This is a genomic window from Bradyrhizobium jicamae, assembly GCF_001440395.1.
Classification (GTDB): Bacteria; Pseudomonadota; Alphaproteobacteria; order Rhizobiales; family Xanthobacteraceae; genus Bradyrhizobium; species Bradyrhizobium jicamae.
Genome location: NZ_LLXZ01000057.1, coordinates 58,763 through 80,199 on the forward strand (window position 1 = coordinate 58,763; position 21,437 = coordinate 80,199).

The following is a 21,437-nucleotide window of genomic DNA, read 5'->3' on the forward strand; positions in this document are numbered from 1 at the left end:
GTAGGATGGGCTGAGCGCAAGCAAAGCCCATCAGCCGCGGTGCCCGAACGAACGGCACAGCCGAAAAACCAACCAACGAGACGCCCGTGCGACGAATTGACGACCAGGTTTTCCGGCTGCTGCTGCTTGCCGTCACCCTCGCCTTTGCCTGGGTTCTGCAGCCATTCTACGGCGCCATCCTCTGGGCGATCATCGTCGCCGTCATCTTTGCGCCGGTGAACCGCGCGCTGCTGCGCACGATGCCCGGCCGGCCGAACCTCGCAGCGGTGGTGACGGTCCTGCTCACCATCGCCATCGTGATCCTGCCGCTCGCCATCGTCGCGACCTCGCTGGTCCAGGAAGCCACCTCCCTGTTCGGCAAAATCCAGTCCGGCGAATATGATCTCGCAAGCTACATCCAGCGCATCTTCGATGCGCTGCCGGCCTGGGCGATGGGCTGGCTGGAGCGGTTCAACCTGACCAATCTCTCCGGGCTGCGCGAGACCTTATCGTCCGGCCTGATGAAGGGCGGGCAGATCCTGGCGCCGCAGGCGCTCAGCATCGGCATGAACACGTTCGAGTTCATGATCGGCCTCGGCATCATGCTCTATCTGCTGTTCTTCCTGACGCGCGACGGCAAGGCGCTGGCGGACCGGATCAAGGACGCCGTTCCGCTCGGCGCCGACCACAAGGCCGCGTTGTTCAGCCGCTTTGCCGACGTCGTCCGCGCCACCGTCAAGGGCGGCATTCTGGTGGCGATGGCGCAAGGCATGCTCGGCGGCCTCGCCTTCTGGTTCCTCGGCGTTCACGCCGCGCTGCTATGGGCGGTGCTGATGGCGTTCCTGTCGCTGGTGCCGGCCGTCGGGGCCGGCCTGGTCTGGCTCCCCGTCGCCATCTACTTCCTCGCCACCGGCGCGATCTGGCAAGGCCTCGGCCTGATCGCCTATGGCGTGCTGGTCATCGGCCTTGTCGACAATGTGCTGCGCCCGTTCTTGGTCGGCAAGGACACCAAGCTGCCGGATTACGTCGTGCTGATCTCGACGCTCGGCGGCATCGAAGTCTTCGGCCTCAACGGTTTCGTCATCGGCCCGTTGATCGCGGCGATCTTCATGGTGAGCTGGGAGATCTTTTCGGCATCGCGGCGGGACGCATAGACCGTGCGAGCGCGTAGGATGGGTGGAGCGCAGCGATACCCATCGCGTCTCCGCGACAGGGAATGATGGGTTTCGCTACGCTCGACCCATCCTACATTCCCTACCCCAATTCAAAGCTGGTGACCCCAAACACCCGCTCCAGCCGCAGCGGTGGAATCGGGCCCGTATACATGCGCGCCGTCTCGAACACCGGCGCGAGCCCAAAACTTTCCGCCAGCGCGATCGCCTCGCGGTTGATACCAGGCACATCCAGAAAAATCTCGCCGCCGCCCACCTCGGCGATCAAGGCCGACAGCACCACCTCCGCGCTCGCGCGATCGTCGGCCACCAGCGGTCCAATTTTAAAACCCTTCCGGCACGGCCGGATCACGCCCCATCCCTTAAGACCGCCATCACGCATCACCGCGCAACCGGCATGCCCGGGCGCACCGATCCAGGCGCGCAGGAACGCAGGCCGCGGCGCCGGAAACACCGTCGCATCGTCAGCCTCGATCGCCTCCATCGGAACGCCGCTCAGGGCAACGACACCCGCCCGCGACGCGTCAGGCGCCGTCACCATGCCGCCATAGCGGATGTTGGCGTAAGCGAGCTGAAAGCCGGACTTCTTGTAATTGTCCTGCTGCGCCACCACGCCGTCGAGCCCGATCACCCGCGCGCCGGCATGCGCGATCGCGGCGTTCCATATCCGCATCCCGTAGCCTTTGCCGCGCAGATCCGCGCGCACGATGTAGAAGCCGAGAAAGGCAAAGCGCGCATCGTAATTGACGCAGGAGACGGTGGCGACCGGCGCGCCATCGAGCTCGCCGATCAGGAAACCCTCGGGATCGACGGAAGCAAAGCAGGCATCATCAGCGAGCCCCGGATTCCAGCCCTCAGCCGCGGCCCAGTCGATGGCGAGGGAGATTTCGTTCGGGCGCATGGCGCGGATGGTGAAGTCGTTCATGACGGTCGGTCCTTCAGCCGTCATTGCGAGGAGCGAAGCGACGAAGCAATCCATTTGTCCGCTTGTGGCGCGATGGATTGCTTCGCTTCGCTCGCAATGACGTTGCTAGCAGTGGAATCACAATACGCACCTTGCACGCACTGACTCCTTTGATCGCGCCACGCAGCTCCTGAACACACGAACGCAAATGTGTGTGCAGTCCAGAAATGGCACACTTCTTCGCGCAAAATATCATTGCGCCCTGCGATTTGTTTAGCGAAAATTAACCGTGCTGGCTGGCGCGGCTTGAGTAGTTGGAGGCTTCACACATGTACCGATCATCGCTCGCGCTGGCCATTGTTGCCCTGTGCTCCGCGCCTGCCGCGGCCAGCGACCTGTCATCCGTCTACGTGGCGCCGGGCGGCGTTTACGCGCCTTCCTCGAATATCTACGTGCGTCCGGGAGCGGCCTATCGCCAGGCGCCTTATGCCGAACCCGGCTACGGCTATCGCTCTTACGAAACGCCGCCCCCCGCCTACCGCGCACCGGCCGCGGTCTATGGCGAGTACGGCTACCCCGCGCAGCCGACCTATGTCGAACGCGCCCCCGCCTATCCCGCGCGTTACTACGCTCGGGAGCGCTACTACGCGCAGGACCAGGACTATGCGCTGGAATACGCGCCGCGGCCGCCGCTCCCCGTGCCCTACCGCGCCCGGGCGCGGTGCGACGACGGCTATGGCAGGTGGTCGTATTGCGACTAGGCTGACGGCTCACACGGGTTCGTTGCCGCTCGGGGCGTCGGTCGGAATCTCGAGCCGACGCCCCCTGGACCTTCGGCCGAGTCTGCCGCTTTTTCCCAAGAACCTTATCATTTGTGAAGGCAAACGCCCGCCGCTGGTGTATTATCCGAGATCAAGCGAGTCGAAATAATACTTGGCAATTGTACTTCGCAATTGATTGTAAACCTGGAGGCTGCGGGATCGTAGGATCGGGCGGCCTTTCGCTGGGTCGATGAGCATGACGCATCACGATGTCCCCTTCGTGGTCTCGCTAATCTGGCTGACAGCACTCAGCAGTGGACTGGTCTTACTGCTTTTTGAGTGAGTACCGTCAAAGCAAGCTGCCAGGCATCATGGCGCCTTACGCCAACGATGCAGGCCGCTAGAGCTTTATTGTCAGCGCGCGCCGCTGCTCAAACCAGTTATCGAAGGTGGCGTCGTTCAAACGTCTCCCGCAGGATTGCGGTTACCTTGCGATCCAGGACTTCCAGACGGCTACGAAGCTCGATTTGTTCGTTCGATATGACGCGCTTGACGGTGACTTCGACGATGACAGACAACACGTAGCAGACGAATGCCGCCGCCAGAATCGAAGAGACCAGCGGTCGAAAGTCGGGCGTAACATTCCAAAAAACAAGACCTACGACTAGGGCCGCAATCCAGATGACGGCCTTGAGAAATGTTTTCATTTTAAAGTGCTCCCGTAGAAGCGCGAGCCGTCCGATTGCCCTGCCTCCAATAGGGCGAGATGCTGGTCAGCCCACAAACAATCGATTTTCAGGGCACGCAGTTCCCGTAACTAAAGCAACGTTCCGCTGGAACAATTTGGACCGGGGCCGACAGAAACGACCACGGTAGCGCGCTTGCACGCACGATCATTTCTGGATGCGCTTATCTGCGGTGCGCAGGCCACCATCGCTTCAATCCTTGCGGGCTTAAGCAAGCCAGCACGCAGCTCGGTTTCGCTTCGCTCTTCCCATCCTGTGCACTGAAGCCTACAAGATGCGCATCTGCCAGCAGGGGTGAAGCATTGGCGAACCAGATCTCGCGGGCTGACGAGGATGGCGAACGGCTGTTCGCGCGATCGGCCTTTTATGCGGAGTTCGCCCCGCCGGAGAGTCACAGCCGTCTTGTGGATTCGATCTACGTCCTGAAGGATTGCGGGCGACTGACGGCAAACCGCCTGGCATTCGCCTCGCCCTTCAGGGAGCTCACCTTCAGCATTCGAGAACCGGCTTCGCCTGGTCTCGGGCGCAGCGGCAAGGTGGTTGTGAACGAACCCAACTTTGCGCATCGAAGGAAGGACCGGGCGTTTTTCGGCTGGATCATCGGCATCAAGTTCAAACCGAATTGGCCCTATCCGTTGCACGCCGAAGACCCCGTGATCGTCGCGTGTCAAAATTCCCTGGCGCGCGTCATCAGTGAAGGCCCATCGTCCCTCGCCATCCTTGCGCCCCTGGATCAGGTGCTGCTCGCGCTCTCCCGGCAGACCCGACACGGATCGATCGCGAGCCGTGACTATTTCGATACACCGCACGACCGGGTTGCCCGTCTTGCAAGTCACGTCGGCGGTTCGGTGCGCACGCTGCACCGGCGGATGAAGGCATCGACCGGCGTTGCGCCAAAGCGCTTCCTGGCCGTCCAGCGTTTCCGTCGTTCGGTTTACGAAATCGCGACCCGGAATGCCGGCCTGTCACTGGTCGCCTTCAATTTGGGCTTCTCGGATCAGGCTCACCTGACCAGGGAGTTTCAACGGCACGCCGGCGTCTCGCCCGGTGCATTCAAGCAGACATGGCTCGGACGTCACGCGCGGGCTGTCCGATTTCTTCAAGACGCCGGCCCATCTGCGCGCCTAAGGATGGCGGTGTGGCCGTTCGAGGCCACGGCCCATTCACCTTTGAAGAGACGGACGCGCCATCGAACCTAGTCGCCGTCTCCTCCGCCGTTCGCTTCGGGAGATCCGACATGATCATCGATGCCTGGATGCAGCATCCCAATACGGGGTGGATCGGCAATCCGATGTTCGATTCCTTGCGTCGGTGGCGACCCGGCAAGTGGTCGGAGAAGGCGCTTCCCATCCAGGATACGGTTGCCGAGATGGATCGCGCCGGCGTTTCCGTCGGCATGCTCTGCGCCTGGTACGGTCCGAACGGCCCAATGATCGGTAACGACGAAGTCGCACATTACTGCCGGGAATATCCAGATCGCTTCGTCGGCATTGCATCCGTCGATCTCTTTCGTCCCATGGAGGCGGTGCGTGAACTGAGGCTCAGGGTGAAGCGCGACGGCTTCAAGGGGTTACGCGTTCTGCCCTGGCTTTGGGGCCTGCCGCCGGACGACCGCCGCTACTACCCGTTGTTTGCCGAGTGCTGCGAGCTCGATATTCCCTTTTGCACGCAGGTCGGACATGCAGGGCCCCTGCGCGAGTCGGAGCCGGGACGGCCTATTCCCTATCTCGATCGCGTCGCGCTGGAATTCCCCGAGCTTCGCATTCTCGGCGGCCACATCGGCGTGCCCTGGCTGGGCGAGATGCTCTCGCTGGTGATGAAGTATCCGAACGTCTTCATCGATACGTCGGCCTACAAGGCCAGCCGCTATCCATCCGAGCTGGTCGAGTACATGCGGGACAATGGCAGGCATCGGGTTCTGTTCGGATCGAACCACCCGTTCTGGCCCGCAGGCGAATGTATCGCCGGGCTTGAACGACTCGACCTTGGCGAAGCCGCCCGGTCCGCATTTCTCGCTGATAACGCGCGGCGCCTGTTCAAGCTCGCCTGACCCTTTGTTCTTCCGATCGCAACCCTGAACAGCGGAGTAGACCCGATGCCGTGGACCATCGACCGCCGGCACCCTCACGTGGCCGTGGTGACCATGAACACCAACAAGGTCAACGCACAAAACCCGGCCTTCTTCGCCGACCTTCATGCCGCGTTCGACCGCCTCGAAGCAGAATTTGCCGACTGCGCCGTCGTCCTGACCGGATCGGGCGCGGCATTCTCGGCCGGCCTCGACTTGGACCATCACTTTCCATTGTTCGCGAGCCGTTCGCTGAAGGAAATCGACGCCTGGTTCGAGGCTTACCGCGCGACGAACCTGCGCCTGTTCACGTACCCGAGGCCCACGGTCGCGGCCATCAACGGTCATGCCTATGCCGGCGGGCTGATCACGGCGCTGGATTGCGATCACCGCATAGCTGCTGAAGGCCCGCTGCAATTCTCGCTGAACGAGGTGCCGATCGGCATCCCGATGCCGGCGGTCTATTGCGAAATCATCAAGCACGCCGTCGGTCCGCGCGCGGCCTTCGAGCTGACCCTGTTCGGTCAGATCTACGATCTCCCTGCCGCCAGCCGATCGGGGATTGTTCAAGAGACGACCGCACCGGATGCATTGCTGAATGCCGCCGTCGCCTGGGCCGCGCTGGTGCCGCCGGATTGCTATACCGCCTACGCCTTTTCGAAGCGCGCGCTACAGGCAACCACCATGGCAGCCATCGACCAGGCCGGTCGCCTCGACCGGGATTGGCTGTCGCGCGGCATGTCCGATCCGGGAAGCATCCAGGCTCATGCACGGCGCTACCGGGAGCTGAAAGGCCGGGAGATCACGTGGCCTTTGCCGGTCTAAGGCGGTGCGTAGGACGGGTAGAGCGCAGCGAAACCCATCCTCCATCTGCGCACGCGATTGATGTGTATCGCTACGCTCCACCCATCCTACATGCAACCTAACCGACGCACTGATCCTGCGGACAATGCCGGGCTAAACGGCCGGACTTCGACCGACACTGAAACAAAAATTGATGGAACTTTCGAGAAAAACGGGGAAAAACCCAAATGCAGTCTTGATTTGCCTTCTTTCTTTTCGCGGGGCGCTTTGTGAGTAACGCGTATGACCGATCAACAATTGGCAATTCAGGCAATTGGCGAGGCCCAACTCATACTGGAAGAATATCTGCTACCCCGTCCTCAGAACAATGAGCGTATCCTCGACAAGCTGGTGGAAGTTCTCGAACGACCCGATGTGATGGCTGCTGTGAGCCGCTTGCAGCAGCGCAGTTGCTTCGAGGCGCCCAAATGAGCAAGCAGCTTTCATCAATGGCTCTGACGGCTTTCGTTGCGGCGCTGTTGTTGGGAATGCCCGAGGTGGAAGCAAAACAGCAATGCAGCGCCGCGATGCCGTCAAATCAGAACGGAAAATGGTGGTCGTATCGTCTCATCGACGGACGAAAGTGCTGGTACGAAGGCAAGCCGGGATATTCGAAAGCCTTGTTGGAATGGCCCAAGGGCGCGTCCCCGCAACCGTCACCTAAGGACGTGCTGCCCAAGGCCGTGTCCGCGCAACCGTCGCGCAAAGATGACAGGGATGTCGCGAACATCGTCCCGGAGAAGCGCTTCAATCCACTGGACGCGCAGGCCTGGGCGCCGAAGGAAGCCGTGCAAAATTGGGCACCGGAGGAAGCCGTGCAAGCGCGGACGCCGAATTACATCCCCGAGACCTTTGATGCGTTATGGAGCGGAAGGATCTGGCTTCTAGGTCGTTAAAAAGTTGATCTGCTGCGCGCCGTTTTCGCTTCAGCTTTTCTGTCCACTGATCTCTGTTGCTGAGCGCGCAGAATGAGTGGAGCGAAAGCGATACCCATTGCCTCTTCGCGCGCGGCATCAACTGCACTTCAACGCGCCTGCCTTATCCCGATGCCCGCATAGGACAGCCACTGCACTTCGCATCAATCGCGCAGCAGCACAGCTTCTCGAACGGTCCGGCTCGACCCCAGAACGGAGGCGAGGCCCAGCCCCATCAGCAGCACGCCAACCCAGGTTGCCGTCGAGTCCCGACCGTCATCGGCCGCCTCGGCGATGGGAGAGGCGACCGGCGTGGCTGAAGGTGCGGAAACGGCAACGGCGTCGCTTGGGGCCGGGGCGGCTGCCAGAAGCGTCTCCGCGTCGAGCCGGCGCGGCGCGGGGTGGTCGGGCGTGAGTTGATCGGTCGCGCGGTTGTCGACGGCTGCCGGCGGCACGGTGGCCGCGGCCCCCGCAGCCGGGGCGGAAGCGGCATCAACCACGTTGAGCTCGGGAGCGGGCTGCGTCGGCTGAGACGTTTCCGCCGGTGCGGAGCGCAGCATCTCCGCACGCGCATCCATGACCGCCTTGTCGCGCCGCGCGACCTCATTCTCCTCGGGAACGGCGACACGAGGCTTCGCGGCGCGACGAACCTGCTTCACCGGCGCGGTCTCCTCGGCAGCCTGGAACCAGCATTTGCGGCGCCCCTCAGTACGATAGACCCAGCGTTGACCCTCCGCCGTCGACGTACCGGGCCGTGGCAAGCACTCCCTCTCCTTCTCCACGGGAGCAGGCTCAGCGGCTGTCTGGGGAGGAGAGACATTGAACAAGTCTGCAAGAGGATTCGAAGACGCAGGCGAAGTCGGGAGACCCGCGAGAAGCACAAGAACGGCGACGCAAAATCGCAGATGACCGGACATGAGAATCCCAATGTTGTGCCCTCCCCCGCACGACCTTTGGCCGCGACCTCGGTCACAATGCGGCTCAAATCCGGCAAGGCGGTGGATTCATTCTGATCCGGATAACAACATCGTGGTCCCCATCCGCAGCCGCGCGGAACGCGTGCAAGATAGCTTCTTGTTGATCTCGAATCTCGATGGGTCATAGAAACTCGGTAAGTCACGTTGCATCGATGTGGCGGAACTGATCCCATGCGCTGCGGCACCTCAGACCGAAGCCGTTCCAATGAATCAGATTTCGCAGTCGACTGAATTCAAAGCCTTGCGTAACCCACCGAACGCACTTAGCCGGCAGGATTCGGTGTTGCCGGCGGCCTTTCGCCGCTCAGAAACAGCAGTTCGCTTGATAGCGATGATCTCTGGTTTCGACTTGGGATGTGCCACGGTAGTGATCTTCTTTGATTTGGAATCCTTTGATCTGGAATCGTGTCGATGGCGGACGACCATCGGGGGCTCCGAAGAACCGACACTGATTTCCTCCAACGGAGAACTGCGCTCGTCGACTGGCGCAGGCTGCGCGGGGGCCTCGCTGCTCGCAGCGGCAATTTCAAGTCGATCAGCCTTCGCCAACGCAGCATGTGAATCGGAAATGCCTACGGTTGTCTCGGCAGCGGGCTCGACGACCGCTGCCGCACTACGCACCGGCGTTCTGAGTTCCATTGCCGCGAGTATTCCTACACCCAATGGGATGAGGAGGCCCACCAACACCATTCTCAGCATGATGCTTCTCCACTTGTTCAGTGGTGGTGAAAATTCTCCGGTCTAATGCGGCAACTTGGCGGCGGTTCACGTAACAACTCGATCCACGTAGAGCCTGTTTGCCGACAGGGTTAACGTCGGCCCGGATGTTCCCGACGCGCGAACGTTCGCTTTGGCAATACGGAGACAGTGAGCAGGATGGGTAGAGCGAAGCAAAACCCATCATCTCTCTACGCATGTGATTGATGGGTTTCGCTTCGCTCCACCCACCTGCGTGCGACTAAATCCGGGCTACGCTGGCTGACCGCCGATATTGAGCCAGCCAGTTTTCCGAAGAATGATCTCTGCCAGTTCCGCAGGCCTTTTGCCGTCCGTCGCTAGAACGATGATGCCTTCGGCATCTTCGCTTGCCATGCGCCTTGCTTGCCGAATCGAGCGCTGTGCCTGTTCGTCTGCCCCAGAGCCGATCTCGCGCTGCGCAAGTCGTGCCAACAGCGTAGGCTCGGCAGCCTGCATGCGAACTACCGTAATCCGCGCTTCGGGTATGGCGGAAAGTATCCATCGTTTGTCAAAATGCAGGTGCATCATGACTCCCGACATGATCAGGCGCGTGTGTCCCAAGGCCCGGTATGTCGACCAGATCGCAGCCAGGTTGATGCTGCTGACGTCGATCGTGCCGGGCTGAATTCGATCAAGCTCGCTTGTATCGGGACGCGGGAACACCCTATCGAGTTCATCGGTCTCGATAACGGCATGCGCGACTTGGGCTGCGGCGAGTTGGGCACTCATTTCCCAACTCAGCGTCGATTTACCTACGCCGGCGGGCCCGGTAATCAGCAACAGTTGCATGCCACCTCGGCTTCCAATTTCGATCTCAGGGCGTCCAATGCACCGGGCGGCTTGGCAAGTCCAGCGCATTTGAACGTCCGCTTTCCACCAGACTTCGCTCGCAAGCACATGACCCCGCATTTACTCCCACCGGATCGCCATCTCGCTCGTCGGCCCCCATCCTAACCTTTCGTACAGCGGCCTGCCCTGCTTGGTCGAATGAAGGATCGCATAGCCAACGCGGAGTTCGCGCGCCCTCGCTTCGGCGAGCGCCATCAACCGCTTAGCCAGTCCCTTGCCGCGATGTTCGGGCTCGACGAAGACGTTGAGGATGTAAGCGCGCCGATGGTCGGCCGGATGGTTCGGATGCGGCGGCCAGTCGATGATCATCATGCCGAGGCCGGCGATCACCACGCCCGCCTCCTCGAGCATCCAGCCAAAGTAGCTGCCGTCGCCAAGCCGTGGTGCAAGCCATTGGTTGAAAGCTGCTGTCATCGGCCGCAGCGCTTCGCGCGTACGTCCGGACTCGGCAAACATCCGCTCGCGGTGCTCGCAGATCAATTTGAAATCGTGTTCTGCGACGGGTCTAGCTGTGATGGCCATCGGCATCGTCTCAACGGCACGATGAACGGGTAGAGGCCAACGCCATACACGAAGGCGGCGGCTTTCGAGAGATTACGCAGTACGCGGGGTTGGTAGAGCGCAGCGAAACCCATCATGCGAACTATCCCCGCAACTCCGCTTCGCGCGTAAAAAAGCTCGCCAGACGTTCATCTTCCACCATCTGGAAGCAAAGATGACACGGCTTCTTTTGATCGTACCAATGATGGAATTGAGTTAGAAATGCCTCCATGAGATCGAACATCTCGTCGCTCTTTTCCGTGACGAGAACGTCTGCGCGATCAACGACGATCACCAAGCCGTCATATCGATAAGCCAACGTGATGAGATCATCGAGGAACTGAACCCATGAATGGCGGCCGTACGGGACATGCTCCAGTCCCAGCACCGCGCCGAGAGGATCGGCGAGAGTGGCCGACTCTCTTCCGCCATCCAGATAATTCCAGTAAGCGAATTTGACGCCGACCTTCCTGGCAGCCCCAACTTGCTCTTCCAGAAATTGGCTGGATGTGTCGGTCCGCACGAAGTGCACACAGTGCGTGGCCGGGCGGTGTAGTCCATGCATCGGGCCCCCTCTGTGTCACGGTCTCCGTCATAAGGTTACACGGTTTCTAGTGATCTGTCGGCGGCTCACCGTCTGACCATTGAGGCGCTATCGACCGCTTTCGCGAAAACATCCGTCGGATGATCGCAAGCATCACAACTGCGCCGCGCGAGGACACCCGCGAAGAGGATCGAGCAGTCAGCAACGTCGGATGGGGTAGAGCGCAGCGAAACCCATGACCTCATCCCGTGCACGTGGTTGATGTGTATCGCTGCGCTCCACCCATCCTACGGGCTCCGACTGATAGACCGCGGCGTGCCTGCTGCCGGTATGGGGTGCGAGATTCTCCGATGTGCGCTTGCACATCGTAGTTCTTCGCTCCGCGCCGCCCCGGAATGACGGGCAAGGAACCCCCGTTAACCCTTTGCTAACCATACACCCGGCAAATATTGCCGGGTGAAGTCGAGTGTCGTCGGCCGCGTAAAACGGGAGGAACCCCGTGGACGCCAGTGCGGTACCTCACTTTCGAACCGGCGGCCCTTCGGCCGCCGCGAAGACGCATGGCGCCCGCGGGCGTCAGTCGCGGGGGGAAGCGGCTACCATGGTCGATATCACGGCTGGTCAGGGCGGCGCAGGCAAGGGCGGCAAGTTTCCGAGCCTTGCTGAAATCGGCGATATCCTAAAGCGCGGCGATCTGGCGCTGGCGCTCGGCGTCCTCATCATCCTGGTGGTGCTGATCGTCCCGCTGCCCTCGATCGTGCTCGACCTGTTCCTGGCGATCTCGATCACGGTGTCGATCCTGATCCTGATGACTTCGCTGTTCATCCAGGCGCCGCTCGAATTCTCGGCGTTTCCGACCGTGCTCCTGATTTCGACCATGCTGCGGCTGTCGCTGAACATGGCCTCGACCCGGCTGATCCTGTCGCATGGCCATGAGGGTACGGCGGCGGCCGGCCACGTCATCGAAGCCTTCGGCAATTTCGTGATGGGCGGTAATTTCGTGATCGGAATTATCGTGTTCGCGATCCTGGTCATCGTGAACTTCGTCGTCATCACCAAGGGTTCGGGGCGCATCGCCGAAGTCGCGGCGCGCTTCCAACTGGACTCGATGCCCGGCAAGCAGATGGCGATCGACGCCGACCTCTCCGCCGGCCTGATCGACGAAAAGACCGCCAAGACGCGCCGCAAGGAACTGGAAGACGAAAGCGGCTTCTTCGGCGCCATGGACGGCGCCTCGAAATTCGTCCGCGGCGATGCCATTGCGGGACTTCTGATCGTCTTCATCAATATCGTCGGCGGCATCATCATCGGCGTGGCCCAGCAGGGCATGAGCTTTGGCGACGCCGCCCGCACCTATACCGTGCTGACCGTCGGCGACGGCCTGGTCACGCAGGTGCCGGCGCTGATCGTCTCGACCGCCGCGGGCCTGCTGGTCTCGAAGGCCGGCATCACCGGCTCGGCCGACAAGGCGCTGATGAAGCAGCTCTCGGGTTATCCGCAGGCGCTCGGCATGTCGGCCGGCGTGATGCTGGTGCTGGCGCTGCTGCCGGGTATTCCGATGCTCCCCTTCCTCGCGCTGGGCGGCGGCGCCGCCGCGCTGGCCTGGAAGGCGCGCAACCACAAAGAGGTCGTCAAGGCACAGGAAGCCGCCGCAGCCGCCGCGCCCGACGCCGCCGCGGCTGCCGCCCAGGCTGCGGCCGAAGAGCCGATCGCCACCGCGCTCAAGATCGACGACCTCAAGATCGAGCTCGGCTATGCGCTGCTGCCGCTGGTCAACGGGCCTGATGGTACCGACCGCCTGACCGAGCAGATCAAGGCGCTGCGCCGCTCGCTCGCGATCGAGATGGGCTTCGTGATGCCGGCGGTGCGGATCCTCGACAACGTCCAGCTCGAGGCCAACACGTACATTATCAAAATAAAGGAAGTGGACGCCGGCTCCGGCAAGATCTGGCCGAACCAGTTCATGGTCATGGACCCGGCCGGTAACCAGGTCGGCGTACCCGGCATCCACACCGTCGAGCCGACCTTCGGCCTCCCCGCAACCTGGGTCGACGCGGCACTGAAGGAAGAGGCCTCACTGAAGGGCTACACGGTGGTCGATGCGGCGACCGTGCTGTCGACGCACCTGACCGAGCTGCTCAAGAACAACATGAGCGACCTGCTTTCGTATGGCGAGGTGCAGAAGCTCCTGAAGGACCTGCCGAAAGAACAGGGCGAGCTGGTCAAGGACATCGTGCCGAGCCAGGTCACGGTATCGGGCATCCAGCGCGTCCTTCAACTCTTGTTGGCCGAGCGGATCTCGATCCGCGACCTCTCCACCATCCTTGAAGGCATCGCCGACGCGCTCGCCTTCTCGCGCAACCCCGCCATCATGGTCGAGCACGTCCGCGCCCGGCTGGCACGCCAGATCTGCGCGCAGAATACCACCTACAACGGCTATCTGCCGCTGATCGCGCTGTCGGCGCGATGGGAGCAGGCGTTCGCGGAATCGATCGTCGGCCAGGGCGAGGAGCGCAGCCTCGCCATGCAGCCGTCCAAGCTGTCGGAGTTCATGACCGCTACCCGCAACGCCTTCGAGCAGGCGGCACGCGAGGGCGAAGCGCCGGTGCTGGTTACCTCTGCTGCGATCCGCCCGTTCGTGCGCTCGCTGATCGAACGCTTCCGTTCGCAAACCACCGTCTTGTCGCAAGCCGAAATCCATCCGCGCGCACGGCTGAAGACGGTCGGCAGCATCTAGGGATACCGGCGGGGCGGAGCAAATCAGCGGTGAAAATGGCGAGGTGATTTCGCCACATGCAAACGGTTTGTTAGAATCAGGAAAATCGGCGGGATTTTCGCGCTGCCCGCGCTTCGCCTGATACAAGATGCTGGAATACATAAACAATCGTTCATTTTCACCGGCCGTGGGCGTTCCTTTTGCTCGCGCCTGTTCAAGTCTTTTCACCGCCTTGTGATCGCCTCTTTGGAACTGAACGGCGGATTCCTACGTTTCCTGACGCGAGACATTGAACCAACCTGCGGACGCATCCAACAAATCCGTAGGCAGGAAGGCGGCAGGAGACTTCCATGAACCACTCGATCTACAGCGCAGATCGCACGACTCATCTCAAGATCGTGGTTGTGGCACTCGTGGCAGGTATCGTGGTCGCCGGGTTCAGCATCTCCGCACGCACGACCTCGGATGAAGGTCTCACCCAGACCGCGAGCACGCGCGTGATGAAGGCCGGTAAGCCGGTCGTGATTACGAGTTCAGGCAACTCAGTCGTACGCTAGAGGAGAAATTTCACGGAATTCACGCGGCTCTTTACAGCCCCCCAAAGTCGCCGTGTGGATAATCAAGACCCCAACTACCCCCAAGTTGACTGCGAAAACGCCCGCTCCCCACGGGCGTTTTCTTTTTGTCGGGGATGCAGAGATGCGCGTGGCTACCTTCAGCGCGGAGCACCAGCCGGCACCGTCTCGATCAGCTTGCCGGTAAAGACCGGCGCAGAATGCGGCTTGCCATCGGGCGATCCGCCGGCCTGCTCGACGGTCACCGCGAAGAGCGCGGAATTTATCATGCCGGCGTCATAGTCCGCGAGCACGGGGCGCGCTGTGAAATCGCTACCGCCGATCACGCCGAGCGAGCGCGGCTGCGGCAACTTGTCGGAGATCAGCCAAAGCTCAAAGCTCTTGCCGGGCTCGGCATCGGCCCCGACCTTGCGGACGGTAAAATTCTTGGTTGCGGCGTCGACCGTCAGGATGAAGGCGGGCGAGCCGGCGTCACGCTGCAGCAGCGCAACGTATTGCGCCGAGGGCACGGGCGATGGGGCCGGCGTCTTGACCTCGACGATCTGGATGCGCGGCTTCGGCCGCAGCCCGTCCGGCAGCAGTTCCGGCCGATAGACCTGTACCGCCAGCATCCCGACCAGCGCCGCGGCAAGCGCGGTGGCGACGGAAGCGACACTGCGCCAGCGCCTCGCGCGGCCCGCCAACTGGATGACGTTCGCATGGTCCGCGATCGTATTGTCCTGTACGGCCGGCGCCGCCTGGGCGACTACGGGAGCCACCACGGGCTCGGCCGCAGGCTCAGGCGGCGGCGGTGCCGGCTGCTCCGCCTGGGGCAGCACCAGCGGCGCCTTCGCCTCTGTCGAATGTCCGATCGCGGCCTTGATGTTTTCCCACACGACCGGCCGCGGTTCGACCGAGCCGACCATCTGGTTCAGCACGCCGAGCCTCAATTCCCAGGCGTGGACGAGCGCGCTGTATTCAGTGTCGACGGCCATCATGGTCTCGACCTGCGCGCGCTCGTCGGCATCGAGAGTGCCGAGCGCGTATTCCGCAGCGAGCGCGATATGGTCTTCGCTATAGGCCATCGTTCAAGATCCGGACCCTAGTCCGAGACACTCCCTTATATCCATCATGCTGCGGCGCAGCCACGTCTTCACCGTATTCACAGGCGCCTCGAACTTGGCGGCGAGCTGCTCGCGGCTCCAGCCGTTGTAATAGGCGAGGAGCACGAGCTTCTGCCGGTCCGGCTCGAGACGGCCGACGCATTCCAGCAACCGCTTCAACTCTTCCGTCATCTCGCGCCGCGCCAGCGGATCGGGCGAATCGGCGGCCACTTCCATCGCGGCCGGCTCCTCCTCGATCGAGCTTTCGCTCTTCTTGCGCACCACGTCGATCGCCCGGTTGCGCGCGATCGACGCCATCCACGTAATCGGTGAAGACAGGGCCGGGTTGAACTGGCCGGCACTGTTCCAGATCTTGACGTAAGCCTCCTGAATGACCTCTTCCGCGAGGTCCTGACGCCGCAAGATACGGAGCACAACGCCGAAGAGTTTCGCACGCGTGGCGGCGTACAGGCGCTCAAAAGCAGCCTCATCCCCCTTCGCCACCGCGGCAATCAGCCAGACCAGCTCCGCTGGCGTCAGCATTCAGCGTTCCCCCAAAGTCTCAGATCCTCCACCCACGTCCTACGCCGGAGCCGACGAGAGGTTTCGTAGCATACCTTGCGTCAAAAGGGCCACCAAGTGGCCCGGGCCGGCATGCCGGCAACGAAAAACCCGGGCCTTGCGGCCCGGGTTTTCGATTGTGTCAGATCAGCGGAAGCTGGCTTCGTCAGGCGACGCCAAGCCGGGCGCGCATCAGGCCGATGGAGTCCATGTCGGCCTGCTCGCGGGCGCTCTCCTCGGCGCGCTCGCGCGCCTGGTCGCGCTCGTCGAGCAGCTCGACCTTCTTCAATTCCTCGAACGCTTCGCTCAACAGGCTCTTGGCGTCTTCGAGCTGGATGCGCAGTTCGTCGGCGGAACGTGTCAGGTTTTCCCGGCGCTGGATCGCGGCCTTGGCATAGGTCGGGTAGGCAAAATGGGCGGGATCGTTGATCCCGGCCCGCTCCTGCTCGGTCTGGATTTCGCGCTCGAGATCAACCGACATGCGCTGGAAGTCGGCGATCATGCCTTCGATCTGGGTAACCCTACGGCGCTTCTCATCGACCTGAAATTTCTTCAGGCGGATCAGCGTTTCTCGTGACTTCATCGACTCATACTCCCCAGAAGTCCCAATCTGAACGCGGGACGGAGCCGGCTCCCCCAAGGGGCCCCACCGGCGTCGTTAATCATGTGCCGGGAATGATGGCCTGACAAAGTTAGCGTTCCGTTTCCAAATTGCCGAGGATATGCGCCAAGTGGCCGTAGCCGTCGCGAAGGCTTGATTTTTCATCCTTGGACTGACGCAGGAAGGCTTCCAGCGGCTCGTGCAGACGTACGGCCTCGTCGACTTCCGCACTGGAACCCGCCCGATAGGCGCCCAACCGGATCAGCTCTTCCATGTCGGCGTAGGTCGCCATTACCTGCCGGGCGCGGGTGATCACGGGCAGGTAGGCGGGATCGGCCGCTCGCGGCATGGTGCGAGAGACTGACTTAAGGATGTTGATCGCGGGAAACCGTCCGCGCTCTGCAATCGAGCGCTGCATCACGATGTGGCCGTCCAGAATGCCGCGCACCGCGTCCGCGATCGGCTCGTTGTGGTCGTCGCCGTCGACCAGCACCGTGAAGATGGCGGTGATGGTGCCGACCCCGGTTCCCGGCCCTGCCCGCTCCAGCAGCTTCGGTAGTTCCGTGAACACCGTCGGCGTATAGCCCTTGGCGGTCGGCGGCTCGCCGGCCGACAGCCCGATCTCGCGCTGCGCCATTGCAAAGCGCGTGACGGAGTCCATCAGGCACAGCACGTCCTTGTCCTCGTCGCGGAAGTACTCGGCGATCGCGAGCGTCAGATAGGCCGCCTGCCGCCGCATCAAAGCGGGCTCGTCCGATGTCGCGACCACCACGACCGAGCGGGCCAGGCCCTCGTCGCCGAGATCCTCCTGCAGAAACTCCTGCACCTCGCGGCCGCGTTCGCCGATCAGGCCGATGACGGTGATGTCGGCATCGACGTTGCGCGCCAGCATCGACAGCAGCACCGACTTGCCGACGCCGGAACCGGCGAAGATGCCGAGCCGCTGGCCGCGGCAACAGGTCAGGAATGTATTGAGCGCCCGCACCCCGAGATCGAGCGGCGGGCCGACGCGCTTGCGCGAATGTGCCGGCGGCGGCGCGTTGCGATAGGGCATCGGCGACGGGCCCTGCACCAGCGGCCCCTTGCCGTCGATCGGTTCCCCCATGGCGTTGACGACGCGGCCGAGCCAGGCCGGCGACGGCCGCACCTGGCTGGCTGCGGTCGCGATCACCGCGCGGCAACCGCGCCTGACACCGTCGAGCCCGCCGAACGGCATCACGACAGCATTGCTGCCGGAAAACCCGATGACCTCAGCCGGGATGAATCGGTTCGCGCCGGTATCGATGACGATCCGTGCACCGACCGACATTGCATGGATCGGCCCTGCGATCTCGACCATCAGCCCGCGCACGCCCACAACACGGCCATATATATTGACGCCGTCGATATCGCCGATTTGCTCCGCAAGCGCCTTCATTGCGAAAACCTTAAGTTTCCACGTTTTAGCCGAGACCGCTTAACCTCGTGTTTACCCGCATCATTAATCATTGCGTCACTGTCTTTGGTGACTGAGAGCGCTTGCCCCTCAGAAGAAGGGCAAGTCGCGGGAGTCGGTTAGGCCCGCCTCTTAATGTGGAGACTGAGCACGCACGGTTAGAAAAAGCTGCTTTCAAGCAACATCTTAGGGCGATTCGATAAAAATTGCACTTAAAGAGCTTGCGAACCGGAATCAGATTTTGTTAACCATGTGTCTGTCAGGATCCGAATCAGTTGTTCAAAGGCGTTTTGAGTGCCGCAAGTGCGGCCGACCTGACGCCCGGAGCGGCGGACTACAAGGGGACTGGCATGCGCGTTTTGCTGATAGAAGATGACAGCGCCGTCGCGCAGTCGATCGAACTGATGCTTAAATCCGAGAGTTTCAACGTCTACACGACGGACCTCGGAGAGGAAGGCGTCGATCTCGGTAAGCTTTACGATTACGATATTATCCTTCTCGACCTTAACCTGCCCGACATGTCCGGCTACGACGTGCTCAAGCAGCTCCGGGTCTCCAAGATCAAGACTCCCATTCTGATCCTCTCCGGCCTCGCCGGCATCGAGGACAAGGTCAAGGGTCTCGGCGTCGGCGCCGACGACTACATGACCAAGCCCTTCCACAAGGACGAACTGGTTGCCCGCATCCATGCGATCGTGCGGCGTTCCAAGGGTCACGCCCAGTCGGTCATCCAGACCGGCGACCTCGTGGTCAATCTCGACACCAAGACGGTCGAGGTCGGCGGCCAGCGCGTGCACCTGACCGGCAAGGAATACCAGATGCTGGAGCTGCTCTCGCTCCGCAAGGGAACCACCCTCACCAAGGAAATGTTCCTCAACCACCTCTATGGCGGCATGGACGAGCCCGAGCTGAAGATCATCGACGTCTTCATCTGCAAGCTGCGCAAGAAGCTGGCGAACGCTTCCGAAGGCCGCAACTTCATCGAGACCGTGTGGGGCCGCGGCTACGTGCTGCGCGAGCCGCACGAGGCGGACGAGCGCATTCCCGCCTGACACCAGGGTTACGGCGAGCCGAAAGGCTCACTCCTCCCGACTGGACCCCGCCCGAAATGGCGGGGTTTTTGTTTGGACAGGACCTTCTAGGTACCCAAGGCGTTCGATATCTCGCCGAGCGTCGCTTTCTCGGCGTCGCTCACCTTGACCCCAGCACTGAACAGGCCGCCGCCCTCCGAGGCCGCCTCGGCGGTGCTCTTGCTGATTTGCCGCAGCCAGTTCTTGAATTCCGCCGCGTCACCGGGCGCCTTCGCGGCGAGCAGAGCGGAGACCTGCCGCAGCTCGTCGATGCATTTGCCCTTCATCTCGGCCGGATTGCTGTTCACAAATTTTGCTTTCAGGCCATCTCGCGCGGCGCTCCTGCCTTCACTGCTGGCAAAGTCCGTGACGACCGATTTGACCAGCGCGTTGGTGCCGGCGCTGGAGGCGGCCTCGGTGAGCGCCGCACCTCCGGCAAAGGATTCTTTCAGTAGTCCCCAGAGACCACTGGGTTCGGCCGCAGTGATGGCCATACCGGCGATCATCGGGCTCTCCAGCAACAGCGTCCACTCATCCTTCGTGAAGTTTGTCTTGTCGGCCATGGATCTTACTCCTGATGAACTCAGACAACGGATCGAGCGATTCGCAGCGGCGCGCGTGCAAAGCGCCGCCGCAGCATGTTGCACTGCCATCCGGCACGGGGTCGGACGGCGATGCACCAGGACGTTCAGGAACGCGCGAGCGCGTCGAGCTTGCCTCGAAGCTCATCGATCGCCGGCTTCGCGACGGTGCCGGCGCCGGGCGTCGCCAGCACCTTGTCACACATCTGGTTGATCGTCGGCGTAGCGGCAACAATCAGCTTTACGAGGACGCTTTTTCCTTCCGGAGAGAGCTGCGCCGCGCGGGAATTGACCTCATTCAGTTGAGCGGTCGCCTCCTTCAGCTTGGGTAGCGCGGCCTCCGCCGACGCCGCATCGGTGATGCCGGGGAGCAAGGTCCTGATGGAACCAACCGAGGTGTTGACCTGGTTCGCCAGGTTCATCCCTCCGACCGTCACATCCGTCGGAGCCGCGCCCACGGTTCCGGTCGCGGTCCGCGTCGTGGAAGCCGGCGGCAGCTGAGCGACTGAGTCCTCCCGCGAAGGGCCGAGGGCGAACCAGGCAAGGCCCCCCAGGACCACGGCCGCGACCAGCCAATACGGCCATTGTGATGCCGTGGTCGAGCGGGCGGCCGCGGAGGCCGCCTGACCAGCCTGGTAAGCGGTCCGCCCCGAAGCCTCTGCAATTCGGCCGCCGGCCGCTGCCGCACCGCGCACGCCTGCAGTCGCACTGTCGATGAGACCGGCGGTACTCAACTGTTCGGCAAGGCCGGAGGGTATTGCTGCGGCGATCTGATCCTTCTGTGAGGTGAGAAGGGACGCCAGCCCGTTGGCGTCGAGACCGGCGCTGCGTTGCTGTTGACCCAACATGCTGAGGACCACGGGACCCAGCATGCCAAGCATCGACTTGGTCGTCCCCTCGCCGATCCCCGCGAACTTGCCTATCGTCTGCGCCATCGCATCCAGCGTTCCGCCGCCGAACAGGCCCGAAAGCATGTTCGACCCTGTTTCCTGCAGCAGGTTTTGGCCGGAACCGCCGATGAGATTCTTCAGACTGTCGATCGATGCGGATTGCTGTGTCAGCGTATTGGTGAGCTGGCGCGCCCCATTGGGAGTGGAGGCAACATCAGCGAAGCTTGCAAGAAGAGCGGGAATTGCTCCCGAGATAGCTTTTTGTGCGAGATTGCGATCAAGACCAAGAACAGAAGCGATCTTCGCGATCATGTCGGGCGTGAGGAATTGCATCACTGCAGAGACCAGATTCGTCGCCATGGCGATCCTCCTGAGCAAGAGTGCAGTTGCCTTCTCAGGTTAGTCGCTTCATTTCGGATTGCGCCTCAAAAGTTTAATCACCTTATGTTACAACTTGGCGGGTCAAAGTTCCATCAAAGCTGCTACAGTTAAGCCCTTAGCGAACGAGTCGCTCCTCAAAGCAGGGAGTTACGTGAATGGGGATTATCTGGACGATCATCATTGGCTTCATCGCCGGCGTCATCGCCAAATTCATTATGCCCGGCGACAACGAGCCGTCTGGCTTCATCATGACGACGATCCTTGGGATCGTGGGGGCCTTCGTTGCATCGTATCTCGGACGCGCGCTCGGCTGGTACAACCCGGGCGAGGGTGCAGGGTTGATCGGTGCGGTCGTCGGGGCGATCATCGTCCTGTTCGTGTATGGTCTCATCACGCGCCGGCGAACGGCTTGAACGAACCGCTCATGGCGGGCACTGGCGCATCAGAAACATTGCCGCGCCACGCATCGGGATCCGTCGGCGCTGATCCTGCACGCGGGAGCTGATGGAG

24 protein-coding genes are annotated in these 21,437 nt (G+C 62.0%); 11 read left to right on the forward strand and 13 right to left on the reverse strand.

The window, feature by feature from the left end:
• Positions 1–86: 86 nt before the first annotated feature.
• Positions 87–1,133, forward strand: a complete 1,047-nt coding sequence (locus tag CQ12_RS09060; protein WP_057834967.1) for an AI-2E family transporter — start codon at positions 87–89, stop codon at positions 1,131–1,133.
• A gap of 100 nt (positions 1,134–1,233) precedes the next feature.
• Here CQ12_RS09060 and CQ12_RS09065 read toward each other — a convergent pair whose 3' ends face one another.
• Positions 1,234–2,076 carry a GNAT family N-acetyltransferase gene (locus CQ12_RS09065; RefSeq protein ID WP_057835001.1) on the reverse strand — a complete coding sequence of 281 codons (843 nt, stop codon included), beginning with the start codon at positions 2,074–2,076 and terminating at the stop codon, positions 1,234–1,236.
• Between the two features lie 308 nt (positions 2,077–2,384).
• On the opposite strand from CQ12_RS09065, the gene CQ12_RS09070 reads away from it, so the two are divergent.
• A complete protein-coding gene (locus CQ12_RS09070; RefSeq protein WP_057834968.1) occupies positions 2,385–2,816 on the forward strand; it encodes a hypothetical protein in 432 nt (143 codons plus the stop codon).
• 440 nt (positions 2,817–3,256) lie between these two features.
• Here CQ12_RS09070 and CQ12_RS09075 read toward each other — a convergent pair whose 3' ends face one another.
• Positions 3,257–3,523 (reverse strand): hypothetical protein, encoded by a 267-nt coding sequence (locus CQ12_RS09075; RefSeq protein ID WP_057834969.1) that lies wholly within the window; start codon positions 3,521–3,523, stop codon positions 3,257–3,259.
• Positions 3,524–3,864: 341 nt separating this feature from the next.
• On the opposite strand from CQ12_RS09075, the gene CQ12_RS09080 reads away from it, so the two are divergent.
• The 5 genes from CQ12_RS09080 (at position 3,865) to CQ12_RS09100 (ending at position 7,369) form a co-directional block, all read left to right on the forward strand.
• Entirely contained in the window at positions 3,865–4,761 is an 897-nt protein-coding gene (locus CQ12_RS09080) for a helix-turn-helix transcriptional regulator (protein ID WP_057834970.1), read from the forward strand.
• 38 nt (positions 4,762–4,799) lie between these two features.
• Positions 4,800–5,612 (forward strand): amidohydrolase family protein, encoded by an 813-nt coding sequence (locus CQ12_RS09085; RefSeq protein WP_057834971.1) that lies wholly within the window; start codon positions 4,800–4,802, stop codon positions 5,610–5,612.
• 45 nt (positions 5,613–5,657) lie between these two features.
• Positions 5,658–6,455 (forward strand): enoyl-CoA hydratase/isomerase family protein, encoded by a 798-nt coding sequence (locus CQ12_RS09090; RefSeq protein ID WP_057834972.1) that lies wholly within the window; start codon positions 5,658–5,660, stop codon positions 6,453–6,455.
• 261 nt (positions 6,456–6,716) lie between these two features.
• Entirely contained in the window at positions 6,717–6,905 is a 189-nt protein-coding gene (locus tag CQ12_RS09095) for a hypothetical protein (protein WP_057834973.1), read from the forward strand.
• Positions 6,902–7,369, forward strand: coding sequence for a hypothetical protein (locus CQ12_RS09100; RefSeq protein ID WP_057834974.1), 468 nt, complete (start codon positions 6,902–6,904; stop codon positions 7,367–7,369). Before CQ12_RS09095 ends, CQ12_RS09100 begins: the two co-directional genes overlap by 4 nt.
• 182 nt (positions 7,370–7,551) lie before the next feature.
• Here CQ12_RS09100 and CQ12_RS09105 read toward each other — a convergent pair whose 3' ends face one another.
• The 5 genes from CQ12_RS09105 to CQ12_RS09125 form a co-directional block, all read right to left on the reverse strand.
• Positions 7,552–8,046 carry a hypothetical protein gene (locus tag CQ12_RS09105; RefSeq protein WP_245309814.1) on the reverse strand — a complete coding sequence of 165 codons (495 nt, stop codon included), beginning with the start codon at positions 8,044–8,046 and terminating at the stop codon, positions 7,552–7,554.
• 528 nt (positions 8,047–8,574) lie between these two features.
• Complete coding sequence (locus CQ12_RS09110; RefSeq protein WP_057834976.1) at positions 8,575–9,063, reverse strand: hypothetical protein; 489 nt, start codon at positions 9,061–9,063, stop codon at positions 8,575–8,577.
• A gap of 270 nt (positions 9,064–9,333) precedes the next feature.
• The gene (locus CQ12_RS09115; protein ID WP_057834977.1) at positions 9,334–9,891 is read right to left on the reverse strand and encodes an AAA family ATPase; all 558 of its coding nucleotides are present in this window, start codon (positions 9,889–9,891) and stop codon (positions 9,334–9,336) included.
• Positions 9,892–10,011: 120 nt separating this feature from the next.
• Positions 10,012–10,473 carry a GNAT family N-acetyltransferase gene (locus tag CQ12_RS09120; RefSeq protein WP_083519202.1) on the reverse strand — a complete coding sequence of 154 codons (462 nt, stop codon included), beginning with the start codon at positions 10,471–10,473 and terminating at the stop codon, positions 10,012–10,014.
• A 121-nt stretch (positions 10,474–10,594) separates the two neighbouring features.
• Entirely contained in the window at positions 10,595–11,056 is a 462-nt protein-coding gene (locus tag CQ12_RS09125) for a hypothetical protein (RefSeq protein ID WP_157088087.1), read from the reverse strand.
• A 580-nt stretch (positions 11,057–11,636) separates the two neighbouring features.
• Here CQ12_RS09125 and flhA point away from each other — a divergent pair.
• Positions 11,637–13,772, forward strand: a complete 2,136-nt coding sequence (gene flhA, locus CQ12_RS09130) for a flagellar biosynthesis protein FlhA (RefSeq protein ID WP_057834979.1) — start codon at positions 11,637–11,639, stop codon at positions 13,770–13,772.
• A 329-nt stretch (positions 13,773–14,101) separates the two neighbouring features.
• Entirely contained in the window at positions 14,102–14,308 is a 207-nt protein-coding gene (locus CQ12_RS09135; RefSeq protein ID WP_057834980.1) for a hypothetical protein, read from the forward strand.
• A gap of 158 nt (positions 14,309–14,466) precedes the next feature.
• Here CQ12_RS09135 and CQ12_RS09140 read toward each other — a convergent pair whose 3' ends face one another.
• The 4 genes from CQ12_RS09140 to fliI form a co-directional block, all read right to left on the reverse strand.
• Entirely contained in the window at positions 14,467–15,390 is a 924-nt protein-coding gene (locus CQ12_RS09140) for an anti-sigma factor (RefSeq protein ID WP_057834981.1), read from the reverse strand.
• Between the two features lie 3 nt (positions 15,391–15,393).
• Complete coding sequence (locus CQ12_RS09145) at positions 15,394–15,951, reverse strand: sigma-70 family RNA polymerase sigma factor (RefSeq protein ID WP_057834982.1); 558 nt, start codon at positions 15,949–15,951, stop codon at positions 15,394–15,396.
• Between the two features lie 184 nt (positions 15,952–16,135).
• Complete coding sequence (fliJ, locus tag CQ12_RS09150) at positions 16,136–16,552, reverse strand: flagellar export protein FliJ (protein ID WP_057834983.1); 417 nt, start codon at positions 16,550–16,552, stop codon at positions 16,136–16,138.
• A gap of 109 nt (positions 16,553–16,661) precedes the next feature.
• Complete coding sequence (gene fliI / locus CQ12_RS09155; protein WP_057834984.1) at positions 16,662–17,987, reverse strand: flagellar protein export ATPase FliI; 1,326 nt, start codon at positions 17,985–17,987, stop codon at positions 16,662–16,664.
• A 368-nt stretch (positions 17,988–18,355) separates the two neighbouring features.
• On the opposite strand from fliI, the gene ctrA reads away from it, so the two are divergent.
• The gene (gene ctrA / locus CQ12_RS09160; RefSeq protein ID WP_016848562.1) at positions 18,356–19,057 is read left to right on the forward strand and encodes a response regulator transcription factor CtrA; all 702 of its coding nucleotides are present in this window, start codon (positions 18,356–18,358) and stop codon (positions 19,055–19,057) included.
• An 86-nt stretch (positions 19,058–19,143) separates the two neighbouring features.
• Here ctrA and CQ12_RS09165 read toward each other — a convergent pair whose 3' ends face one another.
• Together CQ12_RS09165 and CQ12_RS09170 are read right to left on the reverse strand one after the other, a co-directional pair.
• Positions 19,144–19,638 carry a hypothetical protein gene (locus CQ12_RS09165; RefSeq protein ID WP_057834985.1) on the reverse strand — a complete coding sequence of 165 codons (495 nt, stop codon included), beginning with the start codon at positions 19,636–19,638 and terminating at the stop codon, positions 19,144–19,146.
• 125 nt (positions 19,639–19,763) lie between these two features.
• Positions 19,764–20,906, reverse strand: a complete 1,143-nt coding sequence (locus CQ12_RS09170) for a DUF937 domain-containing protein (protein WP_057834986.1) — start codon at positions 20,904–20,906, stop codon at positions 19,764–19,766.
• A 176-nt stretch (positions 20,907–21,082) separates the two neighbouring features.
• On the opposite strand from CQ12_RS09170, the gene CQ12_RS09175 reads away from it, so the two are divergent.
• Positions 21,083–21,340: a GlsB/YeaQ/YmgE family stress response membrane protein gene (locus CQ12_RS09175; protein ID WP_057834987.1), complete on the forward strand. Its 258-nt coding sequence runs from the start codon at positions 21,083–21,085 to the stop codon at positions 21,338–21,340.
• Positions 21,341–21,437: the final 97 nt, after the last annotated feature.

What these genes read in the sequence shown, in the direction of transcription:
- CQ12_RS09175 (WP_057834987.1), top strand. Translation starts at nt 21,083, where the DNA reads ATGGGGATTATCTGGACGATCATCATTGGCTTCATCGCCGGCGTCATC.
- CQ12_RS09125 (WP_157088087.1), bottom strand. Translation starts at nt 11,056, where the DNA reads ATGCATGGACTACACCGCCCGGCCACGCACTGTGTGCACTTCGTGCGG.
- CQ12_RS09085 (WP_057834971.1), top strand. Translation starts at nt 4,800, where the DNA reads ATGATCATCGATGCCTGGATGCAGCATCCCAATACGGGGTGGATCGGC.
- flhA (WP_057834979.1), top strand. Translation starts at nt 11,637, where the DNA reads ATGGTCGATATCACGGCTGGTCAGGGCGGCGCAGGCAAGGGCGGCAAG.
- CQ12_RS09120 (WP_083519202.1), bottom strand. Translation starts at nt 10,473, where the DNA reads ATGGCCATCACAGCTAGACCCGTCGCAGAACACGATTTCAAATTGATC.
- CQ12_RS09070 (WP_057834968.1), top strand. Translation starts at nt 2,385, where the DNA reads ATGTACCGATCATCGCTCGCGCTGGCCATTGTTGCCCTGTGCTCCGCG.
- CQ12_RS09115 (WP_057834977.1), bottom strand. Translation starts at nt 9,891, where the DNA reads ATGCAACTGTTGCTGATTACCGGGCCCGCCGGCGTAGGTAAATCGACG.
- CQ12_RS09135 (WP_057834980.1), top strand. Translation starts at nt 14,102, where the DNA reads ATGAACCACTCGATCTACAGCGCAGATCGCACGACTCATCTCAAGATC.
- fliJ (WP_057834983.1), bottom strand. Translation starts at nt 16,552, where the DNA reads ATGAAGTCACGAGAAACGCTGATCCGCCTGAAGAAATTTCAGGTCGAT.
- CQ12_RS09100 (WP_057834974.1), top strand. Translation starts at nt 6,902, where the DNA reads ATGAGCAAGCAGCTTTCATCAATGGCTCTGACGGCTTTCGTTGCGGCG.
- CQ12_RS09170 (WP_057834986.1), bottom strand. Translation starts at nt 20,906, where the DNA reads ATGGCGACGAATCTGGTCTCTGCAGTGATGCAATTCCTCACGCCCGAC.
- CQ12_RS09110 (WP_057834976.1), bottom strand. Translation starts at nt 9,063, where the DNA reads ATGCTGAGAATGGTGTTGGTGGGCCTCCTCATCCCATTGGGTGTAGGA.
- fliI (WP_057834984.1), bottom strand. Translation starts at nt 17,987, where the DNA reads ATGAAGGCGCTTGCGGAGCAAATCGGCGATATCGACGGCGTCAATATA.
- CQ12_RS09075 (WP_057834969.1), bottom strand. Translation starts at nt 3,523, where the DNA reads ATGAAAACATTTCTCAAGGCCGTCATCTGGATTGCGGCCCTAGTCGTA.
- ctrA (WP_016848562.1), top strand. Translation starts at nt 18,356, where the DNA reads ATGCGCGTTTTGCTGATAGAAGATGACAGCGCCGTCGCGCAGTCGATC.
- CQ12_RS09095 (WP_057834973.1), top strand. Translation starts at nt 6,717, where the DNA reads ATGACCGATCAACAATTGGCAATTCAGGCAATTGGCGAGGCCCAACTC.
- CQ12_RS09145 (WP_057834982.1), bottom strand. Translation starts at nt 15,951, where the DNA reads ATGCTGACGCCAGCGGAGCTGGTCTGGCTGATTGCCGCGGTGGCGAAG.
- CQ12_RS09090 (WP_057834972.1), top strand. Translation starts at nt 5,658, where the DNA reads ATGCCGTGGACCATCGACCGCCGGCACCCTCACGTGGCCGTGGTGACC.
- CQ12_RS09065 (WP_057835001.1), bottom strand. Translation starts at nt 2,076, where the DNA reads ATGAACGACTTCACCATCCGCGCCATGCGCCCGAACGAAATCTCCCTC.
- CQ12_RS09140 (WP_057834981.1), bottom strand. Translation starts at nt 15,390, where the DNA reads ATGGCCTATAGCGAAGACCATATCGCGCTCGCTGCGGAATACGCGCTC.
- CQ12_RS09165 (WP_057834985.1), bottom strand. Translation starts at nt 19,638, where the DNA reads ATGGCCGACAAGACAAACTTCACGAAGGATGAGTGGACGCTGTTGCTG.